This window comes from Companilactobacillus sp. HBUAS59699 (assembly GCF_036913575.1).
Lineage (GTDB): Bacteria > Bacillota > Bacilli > Lactobacillales > Lactobacillaceae > Companilactobacillus.
The window spans coordinates 73,863-87,861 of sequence record NZ_JAYKTV010000005.1; the positions used below are offsets into that span (position 1 = coordinate 73,863).

General features: G+C 37.3%; 14 protein-coding genes. 12 read left to right on the forward strand and 2 right to left on the reverse strand.

Features of this window, described 5'->3' with window-relative positions; all coding sequences use genetic code 11:
- Nucleotides 1-4: 4 nt before the first annotated feature.
- The gene (locus U8519_RS10160) at nt 5-847 is read right to left on the reverse strand and encodes an undecaprenyl-diphosphate phosphatase (RefSeq protein WP_334330197.1); all 843 of its coding nucleotides are present in this window, start codon (nt 845-847) and stop codon (nt 5-7) included.
- Nucleotides 848-873: 26 nt separating this feature from the next.
- On the reverse strand, nt 874-1,893 hold the full coding sequence (locus tag U8519_RS10165) for a lactonase family protein (RefSeq protein WP_334330198.1): 1,020 nt from the start codon (nt 1,891-1,893) through the stop codon (nt 874-876).
- A gap of 75 nt (nt 1,894-1,968) precedes the next feature.
- Here U8519_RS10165 and U8519_RS10170 point away from each other — a divergent pair, with 75 nt between their 5' ends.
- The 12 genes from U8519_RS10170 to recA all read left to right on the forward strand — a co-directional run bounded on the left by U8519_RS10170 (nt 1,969) and on the right by recA (nt 13,950).
- Nucleotides 1,969-3,177: an AI-2E family transporter gene (locus U8519_RS10170; protein WP_334330199.1), complete on the forward strand. Its 1,209-nt coding sequence runs from the start codon at nt 1,969-1,971 to the stop codon at nt 3,175-3,177.
- Between the two features lie 192 nt (nt 3,178-3,369).
- Complete coding sequence (trmL, locus tag U8519_RS10175; protein ID WP_334330200.1) at nt 3,370-3,879, forward strand: tRNA (uridine(34)/cytosine(34)/5-carboxymethylaminomethyluridine(34)-2'-O)-methyltransferase TrmL; 510 nt, start codon at nt 3,370-3,372, stop codon at nt 3,877-3,879.
- 27 nt (nt 3,880-3,906) lie between these two features.
- Nucleotides 3,907-4,356: a DUF1149 family protein gene (locus U8519_RS10180; RefSeq protein ID WP_334330201.1), complete on the forward strand. Its 450-nt coding sequence runs from the start codon at nt 3,907-3,909 to the stop codon at nt 4,354-4,356.
- Between the two features lie 205 nt (nt 4,357-4,561).
- Nucleotides 4,562-4,825, forward strand: a complete 264-nt coding sequence (locus tag U8519_RS10185; protein ID WP_334330202.1) for a hypothetical protein — start codon at nt 4,562-4,564, stop codon at nt 4,823-4,825.
- A 21-nt stretch (nt 4,826-4,846) separates the two neighbouring features.
- Complete coding sequence (locus U8519_RS10190; protein WP_334330203.1) at nt 4,847-7,282, forward strand: DNA translocase FtsK; 2,436 nt, start codon at nt 4,847-4,849, stop codon at nt 7,280-7,282.
- The gene (yfmF, locus tag U8519_RS10195) at nt 7,279-8,556 is read left to right on the forward strand and encodes an EF-P 5-aminopentanol modification-associated protein YfmF (protein WP_334330204.1); all 1,278 of its coding nucleotides are present in this window, start codon (nt 7,279-7,281) and stop codon (nt 8,554-8,556) included. The genes U8519_RS10190 and yfmF overlap by 4 nt, the downstream gene beginning before the upstream one ends.
- A 9-nt stretch (nt 8,557-8,565) precedes the next feature.
- Nucleotides 8,566-9,792 (forward strand): EF-P 5-aminopentanol modification-associated protein YfmH, encoded by a 1,227-nt coding sequence (gene yfmH, locus U8519_RS10200; protein ID WP_334330205.1) that lies wholly within the window; start codon nt 8,566-8,568, stop codon nt 9,790-9,792.
- 10 nt (nt 9,793-9,802) lie between these two features.
- Nucleotides 9,803-10,522, forward strand: coding sequence for an elongation factor P 5-aminopentanone reductase (ymfI, locus tag U8519_RS10205; protein ID WP_334330206.1), 720 nt, complete (start codon nt 9,803-9,805; stop codon nt 10,520-10,522).
- A 65-nt stretch (nt 10,523-10,587) separates the two neighbouring features.
- Nucleotides 10,588-11,436 (forward strand): helix-turn-helix domain-containing protein, encoded by an 849-nt coding sequence (locus U8519_RS10210; RefSeq protein WP_334330207.1) that lies wholly within the window; start codon nt 10,588-10,590, stop codon nt 11,434-11,436.
- 117 nt (nt 11,437-11,553) lie between these two features.
- Complete coding sequence (gene pgsA, locus U8519_RS10215) at nt 11,554-12,138, forward strand: CDP-diacylglycerol--glycerol-3-phosphate 3-phosphatidyltransferase (protein ID WP_334330208.1); 585 nt, start codon at nt 11,554-11,556, stop codon at nt 12,136-12,138.
- A gap of 23 nt (nt 12,139-12,161) precedes the next feature.
- Nucleotides 12,162-12,716, forward strand: coding sequence for a CinA family protein (locus tag U8519_RS10220; protein ID WP_334330209.1), 555 nt, complete (start codon nt 12,162-12,164; stop codon nt 12,714-12,716).
- A gap of 97 nt (nt 12,717-12,813) precedes the next feature.
- Nucleotides 12,814-13,950 (forward strand): recombinase RecA, encoded by a 1,137-nt coding sequence (gene recA, locus U8519_RS10225; RefSeq protein WP_334330210.1) that lies wholly within the window; start codon nt 12,814-12,816, stop codon nt 13,948-13,950.
- Nucleotides 13,951-13,999: the final 49 nt, after the last annotated feature.

A 13,999-nucleotide genomic window follows, 5' to 3' on the forward strand; every position in this document is an offset into this window, starting at 1 on the left:
AAATTTAAGCAATCATGCCTTTTATGAAGCCGAAGTACAAGATAACAACGATAGCCAAGATGATTCGATACCAACCAAAGGCCTTGAAGTCATTACTTCTAATATAGTTCAATAAGAACTTGATTGAAGCGTAGGCAACGAGGAATGATACGAAAGTACCAACCAAAAGAATTGTTAGCTCATCAGCTGAGAATGTATTACCTCCAGCAAAATACTTCACGATCTTCAACAAACTAGCACCAAACATAGTTGGGATAGCAAGGAAGAATGAAAATTCTGTGGCAACGAATCTGGATGTACCGATCGAGATACCACCAAGTATCGTTGCACCTGAACGTGAAGTACCAGGAACTAGTGATAAGACTTGGAAAAGTCCGATCTTAAAGGCTGTACCGTATGATAAGTTATCAAGATCAGTGACTTGTGGGCGCTTATTCTTGAAGTAGTTTTCAACGATAATGAATAAAATACCATAAATCAATAAGGTAGCAGCGATAACTTGCCAGCTGGTCAGATTCTTGTCCATCCAATCATTCAATGGCAGTCCAATTACGACTGAAGGGATGATGGCAACAAGAACTTTGAACCAAATATCCCAAGTCAAACGTTTCTCACGACGGTTTTTCTTAGGTGAGAAAGGATTCAACTTGTGGAAGTAAATTAAGATAACCGCCAAGATAGCCCCGAATTGAATAACAACCATGAACATGTGGATGAAGGCAGGGGATTCGTTTAGTTTAACGAATTCATCAGCTAAGTATAAATGTCCGGTCGAACTGATCGGTAGGAATTCAGTGAAACCTTCAATTATACCGAGTATGATGGTCTTTATAATTTCAATGAACATTATTATTTTCTCCTATAATTTTGAAACTAAATAAAGTGTACACATACACACTCAGAAATGGAAATATTTTCTTCAAGAAGATTCAATCTTCCCTTCTTAGAACTGCGTGTGAAGATGGTCAAATTGTCAGAATCTTGATTTGCAACTAACAAATATTTTTCTGAAGGGTCAAGCTCGAAGTCTCGAGGACCATGACCTTTTGTCTTAACTGTATCAACTTTTTTGAGACGATCACCTTCGGGTGACACTTCAAACGTAGCGATAGTGTCGGCGCCACGCGTTGATACGTATAGATATTGTCCGTCTTTAGTAATGCGGATTGCAGCGGTAGTATTTTTTTGTTCGTCCTTAGCTGCGTCCATTTCGTCTACTAGTGTAAGGCGAGAATCTTCTTCGTTATATTCCAATACGAGAACCTTAGATGATAATTCACAAGCAACATAGACATATGGCTTAGTAGGGTGGAATACCAAATGTCTAGGAGCATAGCCGGCTGGAGCAATGTAGTCGTTTAATAGTTTTGGATTTTTAGGATCATTGATGTCATAAATATAAATTCGATCAGCACCATAATCACAGATGATAAGTTTACCGTCTGGTGTTAGAGCAGCGTAGTGTGGTTTAGATTGATCTTGTTCTGGACGAGGACCAGAACCTTTGAAGTTTAGTTCTGAGTAACGTTCGATTTTGCCGTCGTTAGATAAATGGTCGATTGTAACTTTACTTAGATGAAAATAAGCGCTGAAAATAAGACTACGGCTTGCGTCAAATTTTACATAAGATGGGGAGCCTGCTTCGGAAAAGTCCTCATCTAATAATTGAGGCTGACTACCACTAATATCATAAGAGACGATACCACCTTTGTCGCCTTTTTTAGCTAGTGCAATAAGTTTTAAGTCATTAGTTACATCGATATAAGTTGGGCTATCAAGCTCAACAAGTGTTTCTGGGGTTGATAGTTTACCAGTGTCTGAATCAAATTCAGCTTGATAGACACCCTTACCGGTTTTTTTAGTGTAGCCACTAAAGAGAACTTTTTCTTTCATTACAAATTCCTCCAAACAATGTATAGTATACAGTATAATCTACAATGATATTTTTTGTACACGTAAGGAGCGAGTATGAAACAAATTCCAGAAAAAGAAAAAACTTGGTTTTACAAGTGGTTTTTGAATAATCAAGTTACAGTTGTTTTGTTGAATATTTTCATAGCTTTTCTAGTTATTTATTTGTTTTCACAGATCAGCTTTGTTTTTGATCCAATCAACAGAATCTTAGGTATCACTATGCCACCAGTGATACTGGCGTTGGTGCTATATTACTTGATCAATCCTTTGATCGATGTGCTCGAGAGTAAGTTTCATGTCAATCGTGTTATCTCGATAATCTTTGTTTTTATTATTATTGCGGCATTATTAATCTGGGGGTTAATGTCTCTGATTCCTTTCGTTCAGAGTCAAATCGATTCCTTAGTACAGAATTGGCCACATTATTGGGATGCTTTAAATAAGAGCTTGCAGGACATGTTTAAGGATCCGAAGCTGCATGTTTTCCGAGAGAATCTAGCTAATTCCAATGCTAAAATCACAAAGAACTTTGAGCAGGCTATCAACAAGATCCTACCGCAGACTTTCAGTGGAATCAGTTCAGCTGTCAGTACGGTAACTAATATAGTCGTTATTATGTTAACGGCACCGTTTATTTTGTTCTTCATGTTAAAGGATAAGAATAAGTTCAAAGAATCAGTTGTATCTTTGATGCCAACTCGACTTAAAAAGTCAACGGGTGAGATGTTGACTGAGATGAGTCAATCTCTCAGTTCTTATATTACAGGACAATTGACGGTTGCCTTTTGGGTAGCGGTGATGTTTTTTGTTGGTTATTTGATCATTGGTCAACGATATGCATTAGTGCTTGGAATCAGTGCGGGGATCCTAAACTTGATCCCGTATGTTGGTTCAACATTGGCCCTGATTCCATCATTGATAATCGGTGCTTTCATCGCTCCAACGATGGTTATTAAAATATTGATCGTTTTTGCAGTAGAGCAGACGATTGAGACACGTGTGATTTCACCGATCATTGTCGGTAATAAAATGTCGATGCACCCAGTTACGACAATTCTAGTTTTACTAGTTTCAGCTGGATTGTTCGGTTTGATCGGGATGATTGCTGGAATTCCAATTTTTGCTATTCTGAAGATTATTTGTACTAGAGTATTTAGGTGGATCAAACGTAATTCTCATTGGTATGAAGATGAGGAAGCAGAGAATCAATTGGTCGATCAAAATATGGAAAACACAGATGATTCAGATAAAATTCACAAATAATTCAAAAAATTATTGTAGTCGAAGTAGATATTGTGTATACTGTTTATAAACTTTGCGGTTACTTGTTTTTCTCAGAATTATTTTTGACAAAAGCAAGTAAAGGTAAAAGCTTAACTAACGCATGTCCTTGCTGTGGCGATCACCGAGGGTATGCGTTTTTTTAATTTAATTGTAGGTAGAGGAGAACTTGAAATGACTAACCATATAGCTTTGTATGAACCACTTATGCCCGCAAATACTGGTAATATTGCCCGTACTTGCGCAGGAACAAATACAAAATTACATTTGATCAGACCACTAGGTTTTAGCACTGACGATGCACATATGAAACGTGCTGGCTTGGATTATTGGGATAAGGTCGATATTACTTATCACGATAACTTGGATGCCTTCTTAGAATCAATTCCTGATGATCAGTATCTGTATTTGATCACTAAGTTTTCAGACAAAGTGTATAGTGATCAAGATTTCTCAGATACTTCAAAGGATCACTATTTCTTATTTGGTAAGGAAACTACAGGCTTACCAGAGGATTTCATGCGTGATAATCCTGAAAAATGTTTAAGAATCCCCATGAGTGATAATATCCGAGCATTGAACCTTTCTAACAGTTGTGCTTTAGTAATTTATGAAGCAGTTAGACAACAAAATTTTGCCGGACTTGAGTTATCTCACCATTATGAACATGATAAACTAGATTAATAGGTGAGAGTGAAAGGGGATATATTTATGAAGACACATAAGGGAGCTGTTACGGTTCAATCATTTCATTATGATGTAGAATCACCAACGGCTGACGTTAAATCAGATTTACAAATTCAAATTGAACATCCTGATTTTAAAGATGAAAAAGGTCAACTTTTAGATGAATCTGAAGGAAAGATTTTTCAAGTAATTATTCCATTCGAGATCCATCCTGAAAATGCACCATTTAAAGTTTCTGGCTTGATTGGTCAGGTGGTTCAGTTGGTTGGTTTCCAAGGAACTCAAGAAGACCTTGAGCCTAAGCAAGTTGAGCAAATTTCACGTCCGGTAGTAGAGTATATCGAAACCTTGACATATCAAGTGACTGCTGTAGCAATCAACCGTGGAGTTTCCTTGAATTTCACTGCTCATAGTAAGGTTGAACCTAACAAGGCAATGAAAGAAGCACAAGACAAGAAGAAGAAAAAGAAATAGAAATGGAATTACTGCTGGCCTCCAGCTAAATATATCAATAATTAAAAAGCCACATATCACGATAATTTGGATAATATTGTTTATTCATTTGTCGTGGTATGTGGTTTTATTTATAAGACGTAAGAGTATGATTATTGAAATGCTATATATCTAAGTATTTCTATTAAAAATAGTAGTAATACAATCTAGCTGAGGGAGGAAAACAATGGAATCCGCCGTAAAAGTGTTCTTAGCGATTTATCGCTTAGAACACTGGACGACTGGGAATACTACAGGCTTCCCAGCGAGGCCGAAGACGAAGACTGAGGCCGGTCCACGGCAGATGGATTTTTTTCCACCCTTAGCGGCATCAAACATCAAATCTAAAACTCCAAACCAAACAGCAGCCAAAAGGCTGTTTTTATTTTGGCAAATTTCCACTAGAAGTTTGTACTACCTAAGTTCTAAATGTATAATTTTCTATGATTAACAAGAATTATGTGAGGTTTATATGGCAAAAGCAAGGGCAAAGTCAACGCCTACTAAAAGAACTAGAAAAAGTACCACTAAAAGTACTAGAAAGACCACCAAAAAGAAGAATAATGATAGCAGATTGATCAGATCTGTTTTAGGCCTATTGCTGATTGTATTGTCAGTCTTAGGTTTATTTAAGTTTGGAATCATCGGCAATTTCTTTGATAATATTTATCGAATTTTTGTTGGTGACAGTTATCCCGTCATGTTGATCATCAGTATTTTTGCGGGAGCATTTTTGATCGCTACGGGTAGATTACCCGTTATGACGCCTAAGAGAAATTTCGGCTTCATATTTACGTATTTAGGAACGTTAGTGATATTACACATAATCATGTTCTCCAAGATCGAGTTGTATCACAATTACAATATGATAACCTGGAATACTTTATCAGCTGATATGGCAAACTTTACTGTCGCTAAGTCCGTTGGTGGAGGTATGATCGGTTCTTATTTGTACAGTCTATTCATGCCGCTGTTCTCAACTTGGGGAACGTACTTTATTACGGCATTGATGATTTTTGTTGGAATATTAATGCTGTTCGATGTAACGATGAAACAAGTGGCCGTGGTTACGACTAATATATTAGTTCACATCAAGCACGGCTTCATCGCAACTAAGGATGCCTTATCTGGTCACTATAACAATTATGTTGATAATCGTGAGAGCAAGAATACAACTAAAGAGTCAGCTGCTCCGCGTCAATCTCAAAAGAAGACCGAGCGTGATGATGACAGATTCGGCGATGTTAATAGTTTCGCTAAGAGTAGTAATGAGCCTAAAAAAGAAGAGTCAGATTTTCAGATCGATATGCCAACACCTGCACCATCAAAACCCGCGGCACAAGATCATTCTGACAATAATAGTTCAGCCCAAATAATGTCTAAACCATATGGAATCGATAATACTGACAAGAAGGACTTGCCAACGCCGGTTAGTGCTAGAAATGTTGATGATGACGATTATAAATTGCCATCACCAGATCTGTTGAAAGAAGTTCCGCAAGTTGATCAAAGCGGTGAAGTTCAGCTGATTGATGAGAATAAGGACAAATTGAAACAGACTTTCAAGAGTTTTGGTGTTAACGTTGAGGTTAAAAAGGCCAGTTTAGGACCAACTATTACTAAGTACGAAGTTCAACCAGCCGTTGGAGTTAAAGTAAGTAAGATCGTTAATTTAGCAGATGATTTAGCCCTAGCCTTAGCTGCCAAGGATATTCGTATTGAGGCACCGATTCCTGGTAAATCATTTGTCGGAATTGAAGTTCCTAATAAGACGATCTCGACGGTTTCATTCAAAGATATTACAGAGAATCAAAAAGACAAAACGCATCCGCTTATCGTTCCTTTAGGTAAAGATGTTTCTGGTAACATTATTGAAGTTAATATCACTAAGATGCCGCATTTGTTGATTGCTGGATCAACAGGTAGTGGTAAGTCAGTTGCTATCAATACGATCATCACGGGTATTCTGATGAAGGCTAAGCCGAGCGAGGTCAAGCTGATCTTGATCGATCCAAAGATGGTTGAATTGAATGTTTATAATGGAATTCCGCACTTACTTATTCCAGTTGTTACTGATGCCAGACGTGCTGCTGGCGCCTTGCAGAAGGCCGTAACTGAAATGGAACGCCGTTATAAGTTGTTCGCTGAAACAAATCATCGTAATATTGGTGAATACAATGCTGATGTTGATGAGTTCAATAAAACGGCGGATGATGATAAGAAGATGGAACGTTTGCCGTTCATTGTCGTTATCGTTGATGAGCTGTCAGATTTAATGATGGTTGCTGGTCATGAAGTCGAAGCAGCAATTGTGCGTTTGGCACAGATGGCACGTGCTGCTGGATTACACATTATTATCGCTACACAACGTCCATCAGTTGATGTTATTACCGGCCTGATCAAGGCTAATATTCCATCAAGAATGGCATTCGCTGTTTCCAGTGGTGTTGATTCGAGAACTATCTTAGATTCTGTCGGTGCTGAGAAGCTTCTAGGGCGAGGTGATATGTTATTCCAGCCAATTGGTAAGAGTAAGCCAGTTCGTCTGCAGGGAGCGTTTATATCCGAAAGCGAAGTAGAAAATGTCGTTAAGTTTGTCAGTGAACAGCAACAAGCTGAGTACGATGAGGATATGATTCCAACTGATATTGAAGAAAAAAATTCTAAAGATGATAAACCTAATGATGAATACTGGGATGACGCTGTTAACATGATCGTACAACAACAGTCAGCCAGTGTATCGATGTTGCAACGTCGATTCCAAATCGGCTACAATCGAGCTGCAAGAATGGTCGATGAAATGGAAGAAAAGGGGATTGTTGGTCCTTCAGAGGGCAGCAAGCCACGAAAGGTTCTATTGACTCCAGAACAATTAGATGCAATTAAAGAAAAACAGGTGAAAAATTGAGAAAGTCAATCGCAAATAATGTTGTATTAAATGTTAATTCTATAAAGAAATTTCGAACTATCAAAATTCAAATTGATTTCTTAAGGCCCTTGTCTAAAGAAGAGACGACAAAGCGTCGTTTGTTGGCAAATGTATTGTCTAATTCAACTAAGCATTATCCTACTTTCAAGGCACTGAATGACCGTGAGATGGAATTGTATGGATCAGAGATCAATGTTTATACGCGTAATCTATTGAATTTCAATGATCTAGCTTTTAGCATTGAATTCGCTGACCCTAAGTTCCTGATCGGTAATATCAATCAATTAGAAGAAAACTTGAGATTATTAGGTGAAATAGTCTTTCAACCTAATTTAAAGAATCAAGGCGAGTTTGATGATACATCCTTTGATACTGAGAAGCGTAACTTGATGTCTAACTTAGCTTCTGTTGGTGATAACCAAGATCTAGTAAGTATTTTGGGACTAACTAGTTTGTTGTATCAAAATAATCCTGACCGCCAAGTACCGATTTTCGGTGATATTGATCAATTGGAAAGTTTAACTAATGCTGATCTTTATAAGCATTATGTTGATGTCATTAAGAATGATGCCATTGTTGTCAATGTTGTTGGTGACGTAGATGAAACTGAATTTGAGAAGATATTTATGAATAGTATGTTTGCTGAGAACATGAGTGGAAGCAGACATGATCTGACGATCAAATTCGATAAGTTCGATCAATTGGTCGGTGCTCCAGCCAAAAAGGAAGAACACAAGCATTTGAATCAAAGCCGTTTGGCATTAGCGTATTTGACTAAAAAAATCGATCAAGATGTTAGTCGTTTAGCACCGCAAGCAATGAACTTGATCCTTGGTGGGGATGATCAGTCACAATTGTTCTTACAAGTACGTGAAAAGAACAGTTTAGCGTATTCGGTATCTAGTACTTATCAACCGATCAATCATTTAGTTACGATTCAGGCTGGATTAGATGCTAAGACGATCGAACAAGCGTTAGACTTGATCAATAAGCAAATCGAATTCATTAAGAATGACAAGTTTAGTGATGATCAGATCGTTCATGCCAAAAAAGTTCTTGATACACGTCGCGAGATTTCATCAGATTCGATTCAACATTATATTATGCGCAGTATTTGGGAAACGGTATATTCTAAATCATTGTTGAACGATGAACAGTTCAAACAAGAACTAGATAAGATGGATCGTAAACATATAGTTGCGGTTGCGGAAGATATGAGTGCCATTGCACAGTATCGACTGATTGGAGATTAGGAGAGTAGAATGGCCGATAAATTACAAAAATATTCTAAAAAATTAAAAAATGGTTATGAGATCGAAGTAGTTCCACTTCCCGGTTATAATCAAGTGTATGGATTAGCAATGACAGATTTCGGATCTGTGAATACTCGTAACGGCGAGTTACCAGCGGGAATTGCTCACTTCATTGAACACAAATTGTTCGCTAAGCCCGGATATGATGTATCAGAGAAGTTTGCTGAATATGGTGCTAACTCTAATGCATATACTAGTTACACTAAGACAGCGTACTTGTTCCAAACATTAGAGAATCCATACGATAACTTAAAGGTTCTATTGGACTTGATTCAAAATCCTTATTTCACTGAGGAGAATGTGGCTTCTGAACGAGGGATTATCGATCAAGAGATTCAAATGTATCTTGATATGCCTGAATGGGTGCTAGAACAAAGGATTTTGGGACAATTGTATCCTAATGATCCGATCGCCCAAGATATTGCTGGTACTAGTGAGTCGTTACAACGTATCACTAAAGATAATTTATTAGATACTTATAAACAAAATTATCGTCCCGCTAACATGGATTTGGTTATAGTAGGGGATGTTGATTTTGAAAAAATTGAAAATATAGTTGAAGATTCTGATTTTCATGATTTACCAGTAATAAAACCTTCAGTAAAGCAAGAATTCGAGCCAATCGGTGCTGGTGGACATGAATCAATGGAGATCAGTCAAGGCCGTTCGGCATATGGAATTAGAATAAATGCTGATGTATCAATGCCTGAATTAGTTAAACTTCAATTTGAATTGAATATGATCATGGAGACTTTGATTGGTGAAGCATCGGATAATTATGAAAAAATGAGTAATTTGAACATAATTGATGATAGTTTTTCTTATAATGTTGTTGCAGAAAACAACTATTGTTTTATCATTGTAAGTGGGTCAACTAATTATCCTGAGAAATTTCAAGAATATTTAAGAAAACACTTGTCATTCAATGAACTAAAAGAAGTTTTGGATGAAAAAAGATTTGAACGTATCAAACGTGATGCTATTGGATCATATTTATTCGCACAAAATTCTCCAGATGCTATTGCTAATCAGATGGCAGAGTTGTATTTTTACGATGTCGATTATTTGCAATTAGTTTCGCTGATTGATTCAATTAGTTACGATGATGTTTTGAACGTAGCTGAACAATTTATCACAGATGATAATTGTACCTACTACAATATTTTGCCAAAATAGGAAGTATTTTATGTACGCATTAGTCATGGGAAGTTCCGGAGATATTGGTACTAGTACAGCTAAGGCCTTAGCAGAAAAGGGCTGGTCGTTGTATCTACATTACAATAAGAATCGTGAACGAATTGCTGACCTGCAAACAGAGTTAGCTGAAAAATATCCGCATCAAGATTTTATTCCTGTTCAATTTGATATGGAATCAGACAAAGTTGAGTCGTTGACCAAGCAGATATTTGGCTTGGATGCGATCGTATTTGCTCAAGGCAATACCTTCTATAAGCTGCTAGTCGATATTGAAGAATCAGAGATCGATGCTTTGTGGAAGATCCATATTAAGCTACCAATTTTGATTCTCAAAGCATTACAAGACAAATTAGCGTTAACACATCATGGTAGAGTGGTTTTTATTGGCTCAATTTATGGTAAAATCGGTTCAGCCATGGAAGTTGTTTATAGTACTGTTAAGGGAGCAATGACCTCATTTGCAGATGCCTATGCCAAAGAAGTGGCATCGCTAGGCATTTCTGTGAACGTTGTAGCGCCTGGCGCTGTGAATACCAAAATGAACGCTGAATTTTCGTCAGAAGATTTGGAGAGTATCAAAGAAGAAATACCCGCAGACAGATTGGCCAATCCTGATGAAATAGCTGACTTAGTTAGTTATTTAGTTAATATCAGATCCAATTATTTGACGGGACAAACAATTTATTTTGCTGGTGGCTGGTTGTTATAACGTCGCTAGTAGTTCAGTAATAATATATGTTATACTTAGAAAAATTAGTTAATCGGTGGTAAATAATGGACGAAATTGGCCAAAAATTAAGAAATGCACGTATAAAAAAAGGATACACAATTGATGACTTGCAACAAGTCACAAAGATTCAAAAGAGATATTTGATTGCAATTGAAGAAGGACAATTTGATCATTTGCCTGGCGATTTTTACGTACGCGCATTTATCAAACAATATTCAGATGCAGTAGGTATCTCAAGCGATGATCTTTTGGAAGAGTACAAGTCAGAAATTCCTGATTCTCAACCAAAGGAACCAGTTCAAAATGAAGAAAACAATACTAGATCAATCAAGGAAGAATCAAGTTCATTCTTCTCTAATCTAGGTAATTACATTCCACAGATCATTGTAGGAATTATCGTTATTGTAATTATCGCAGTGATCGCCTTTGGTATGATTCATAAGAATCAAAATGCTTCTTCAGTAACTATTCCAAAGGACAACACGGAACAAACTGCTAAGAAGAGCTCCGATACTAAGAAGTCATCTTCATCATCTAAGAAGACAAAGACTACTGCTAAGAAGAGTTCAGATGAATTATCTGTTAAGGAATCAAGTACAAAGGGTACTTATTCTATTAAGAATCTTCCATCAAGTGGTGCTGACGTTGTTGTGACAGCTAAGAACGGTCAAGCTTGGATCCAATTCCAAGAAGGTTCTGACACTACTTGGCAACAAGCTTTGAGTTCTGGTGATAAGAAGACAACTAAGATCACAAGCAGTACTTCAACATTCTCAATTCAAACTGGTAACATCAACAATACTGAAATATCGATCGATGGCAAGTCAGTTGATTTGAGCAGTGTAAGCAATGGCAGTTCAATTGTTCAAACATTGACATTCAATGTTGAGTAATTAGTTAAGAAAAAATAAAGAGGCTTAAACAATATGTCCCAGCCTGTTAAAATAATGAGGTTGTGACATTGTGTCCAGCCTCATTTTATTTTGTAAAAAATCGGAGGAAATCTAAAAATGGAATGGAATTTACCAAATAAACTTACTATGTTCCGTATTATCTTGATCCCTATCTTTATTATCTTATTGGCGTTTAGCTGGCAAGGAATGGGTGACATTTATGTTGCTAATGATTTGATCCCAGTTAATCACGTTCTAGCAACAATCGTATTCATTGTGGCATCATTAACTGATTTAGCCGATGGCAAAATTGCCCGTGCTAATCACATTGTTACTAATTTCGGTAAGTTTGCTGATCCATTAGCTGACAAAATGCTAGTTATGACAGCTTTTGTTTTTCTAGTTGAACTTAATATGGCACCAGCTTGGGTGATTGCCATTATCGTATGTCGTGAGTTAGCAGTTACAGGTTTAAGAATGCTTGTTTTGGAACAAGGCGGAACAGTTATGGCTGCTCAAATGCCTGGTAAGATCAAGACAACAACTCAAATGCTTGCTATTATTTTCTTATTACTACATAATATTTTCTTCTCAGCAATCAATATTCCTATTGGTGAGATCTTCCTATACATCTGCTTATTCTTTACTTTGTATTCTGGAGCAGATTACTTTATTCAATCTAAGGACCTTTTCAAAAAATAAAACGTAATTTAGAAGTGAGGACAATGAAAAACGTAAAAACTTTTGCTCAATATCGTGAAATAATCGAATCCGCAGATTTTGAATCAGGAATTCCAGAAGAATATGCATCTATTCCTGAGGATACTGTGAAAGAACTTCAAAAATTAAATTTAAGTATCTCGGCTGCTGAAAGTTTGACAGCAGGGATGTTCCAATCAACGATTGCTGATGTACCGGGTGCGTCTAAGATATTTGAAGGTGGCTTTGTCACTTACTCAGATGAATCCAAGGCACAGTTGTTGAAGATCAGTTCTGATGTTATTAAAAAGTACACAGTCGTTAGTCCAACGGTCGCACAAGCTATGGCAGAAAATGCAGCTAAAATGGTCGGTGCTGATATTGGTGTTGGCTTGACGGGTGTTGCTGGACCTACTCCGCTGGAAGGCAGTCCAGTAGGCACAGTTTTCATTGGTGTCTATGACAAGATTCAAGATTCTGGTGTTGCTAGAGAATTTCATTTTGAGGGTTCTAGACAAGCAGTTCGTTTAAAATCCGTCATTACGGCATTTGTCCTCGTACAAAGACTCATTCATCAATAATTATTTTTGTATTACAAACGTTTGTTCGCTTTTTTCTTGCTTTTTTGAATAATTACTAATAAGATACTAATGATGAATGCATTAGGAGGAAAACAATTTGGCTAAAGATGAACGACAAAAAGCATTGGATGTTGCCTTGAAGAAGATCGAAAAAGACTTTGGTAAGGGTGCTATCATGCGAATGGGTGATGATTTGAATACCCAAATTTCAACTGTATCAAGTGGTTCTTTAGCATTAGATAATGCTTTAGGTGTAGGTGGATTTCCACGTGGAAGAATCGTTGAGATCTATGGACCTGAAAGTTCAGGTAAGACTACAGTTGCACTTCATGCCGTTGCTGAAGTACAAAAAGAAGGTGGTACTGCTGCCTATATCGATGCTGAAAATGCGATGGATCCTGCATATGCTACAGCATTAGGTGTTAATATCGATGATTTACTATTGTCTCAACCAGATACTGGTGAACAAGGTCTAGAGATTGCTGATGCTTTGGTATCCAGTGGTGCGGTTGATATCGTTGTTGTCGATTCAGTTGCCGCTTTGGTACCGCGTGCCGAAATCGAAGGTGACATGGGTGATGCTCACGTTGGTTTACAAGCTCGACTAATGTCACAAGCTTTGCGTAAGTTGTCTGGTTCGATCAACAAGACGAAGACGATTGCACTCTTTATCAACCAGATCCGTGAAAAAGTCGGTATTATGTTTGGTAATCCTGAAACAACACCTGGTGGTCGTGCTTTGAAGTTCTACTCAACGATTCGTCTAGAAGTTCGTCGTGCTGAACAGATTAAAGATGGCTCAGATGTTATTGGTAACAGAACTAAGATCAAAGTTGTTAAGAACAAGGTTGCGCCACCATTTAAGGTTGCTCTAGTTGATATCATGTATGGTAAGGGTATCTCACAAACTGGTGAATTAGTTGATATGGCCGTTGATAAGGATATTATCAATAAGGCAGGTTCGTGGTACTCATACAACGATGAACGTATCGGACAGGGTCGTGAGAACGCTAAGACGTACTTACAAGAGAATCCTGATAAGATGGCTGAGATCCGTCAATTAGTTCGTGACGCGTACAATATGGACGGCAAGCCTGAAGAGGATAAAGACAAAAAAGATAGTGACGAAAAAGATTCAAAAGAAAAAGATGCTAAATCTGATAAAGAAAAAACATCTAAAACAGAGAGTACAGAACTAGATTTAGGCACTTCTGAAGAAAAAGAGACCAAATAGGTCTCTTTTTTGCTTTTTATTTGGTTGACAGGGGATATTTATTCTATAA

What these genes read in the sequence shown, in the direction of transcription:
- U8519_RS10160 (WP_334330197.1), bottom strand. Translation starts at nt 847, where the DNA reads ATGTTCATTGAAATTATAAAGACCATCATACTCGGTATAATTGAAGGT.
- U8519_RS10165 (WP_334330198.1), bottom strand. Translation starts at nt 1,893, where the DNA reads ATGAAAGAAAAAGTTCTCTTTAGTGGCTACACTAAAAAAACCGGTAAG.
- U8519_RS10170 (WP_334330199.1), top strand. Translation starts at nt 1,969, where the DNA reads ATGAAACAAATTCCAGAAAAAGAAAAAACTTGGTTTTACAAGTGGTTT.
- trmL (WP_334330200.1), top strand. Translation starts at nt 3,370, where the DNA reads ATGACTAACCATATAGCTTTGTATGAACCACTTATGCCCGCAAATACT.
- U8519_RS10180 (WP_334330201.1), top strand. Translation starts at nt 3,907, where the DNA reads ATGAAGACACATAAGGGAGCTGTTACGGTTCAATCATTTCATTATGAT.
- U8519_RS10185 (WP_334330202.1), top strand. Translation starts at nt 4,562, where the DNA reads ATGGAATCCGCCGTAAAAGTGTTCTTAGCGATTTATCGCTTAGAACAC.
- U8519_RS10190 (WP_334330203.1), top strand. Translation starts at nt 4,847, where the DNA reads ATGGCAAAAGCAAGGGCAAAGTCAACGCCTACTAAAAGAACTAGAAAA.
- yfmH (WP_334330205.1), top strand. Translation starts at nt 8,566, where the DNA reads ATGGCCGATAAATTACAAAAATATTCTAAAAAATTAAAAAATGGTTAT.
- ymfI (WP_334330206.1), top strand. Translation starts at nt 9,803, where the DNA reads ATGTACGCATTAGTCATGGGAAGTTCCGGAGATATTGGTACTAGTACA.
- U8519_RS10210 (WP_334330207.1), top strand. Translation starts at nt 10,588, where the DNA reads ATGGACGAAATTGGCCAAAAATTAAGAAATGCACGTATAAAAAAAGGA.
- pgsA (WP_334330208.1), top strand. Translation starts at nt 11,554, where the DNA reads ATGGAATGGAATTTACCAAATAAACTTACTATGTTCCGTATTATCTTG.
- U8519_RS10220 (WP_334330209.1), top strand. Translation starts at nt 12,162, where the DNA reads ATGAAAAACGTAAAAACTTTTGCTCAATATCGTGAAATAATCGAATCC.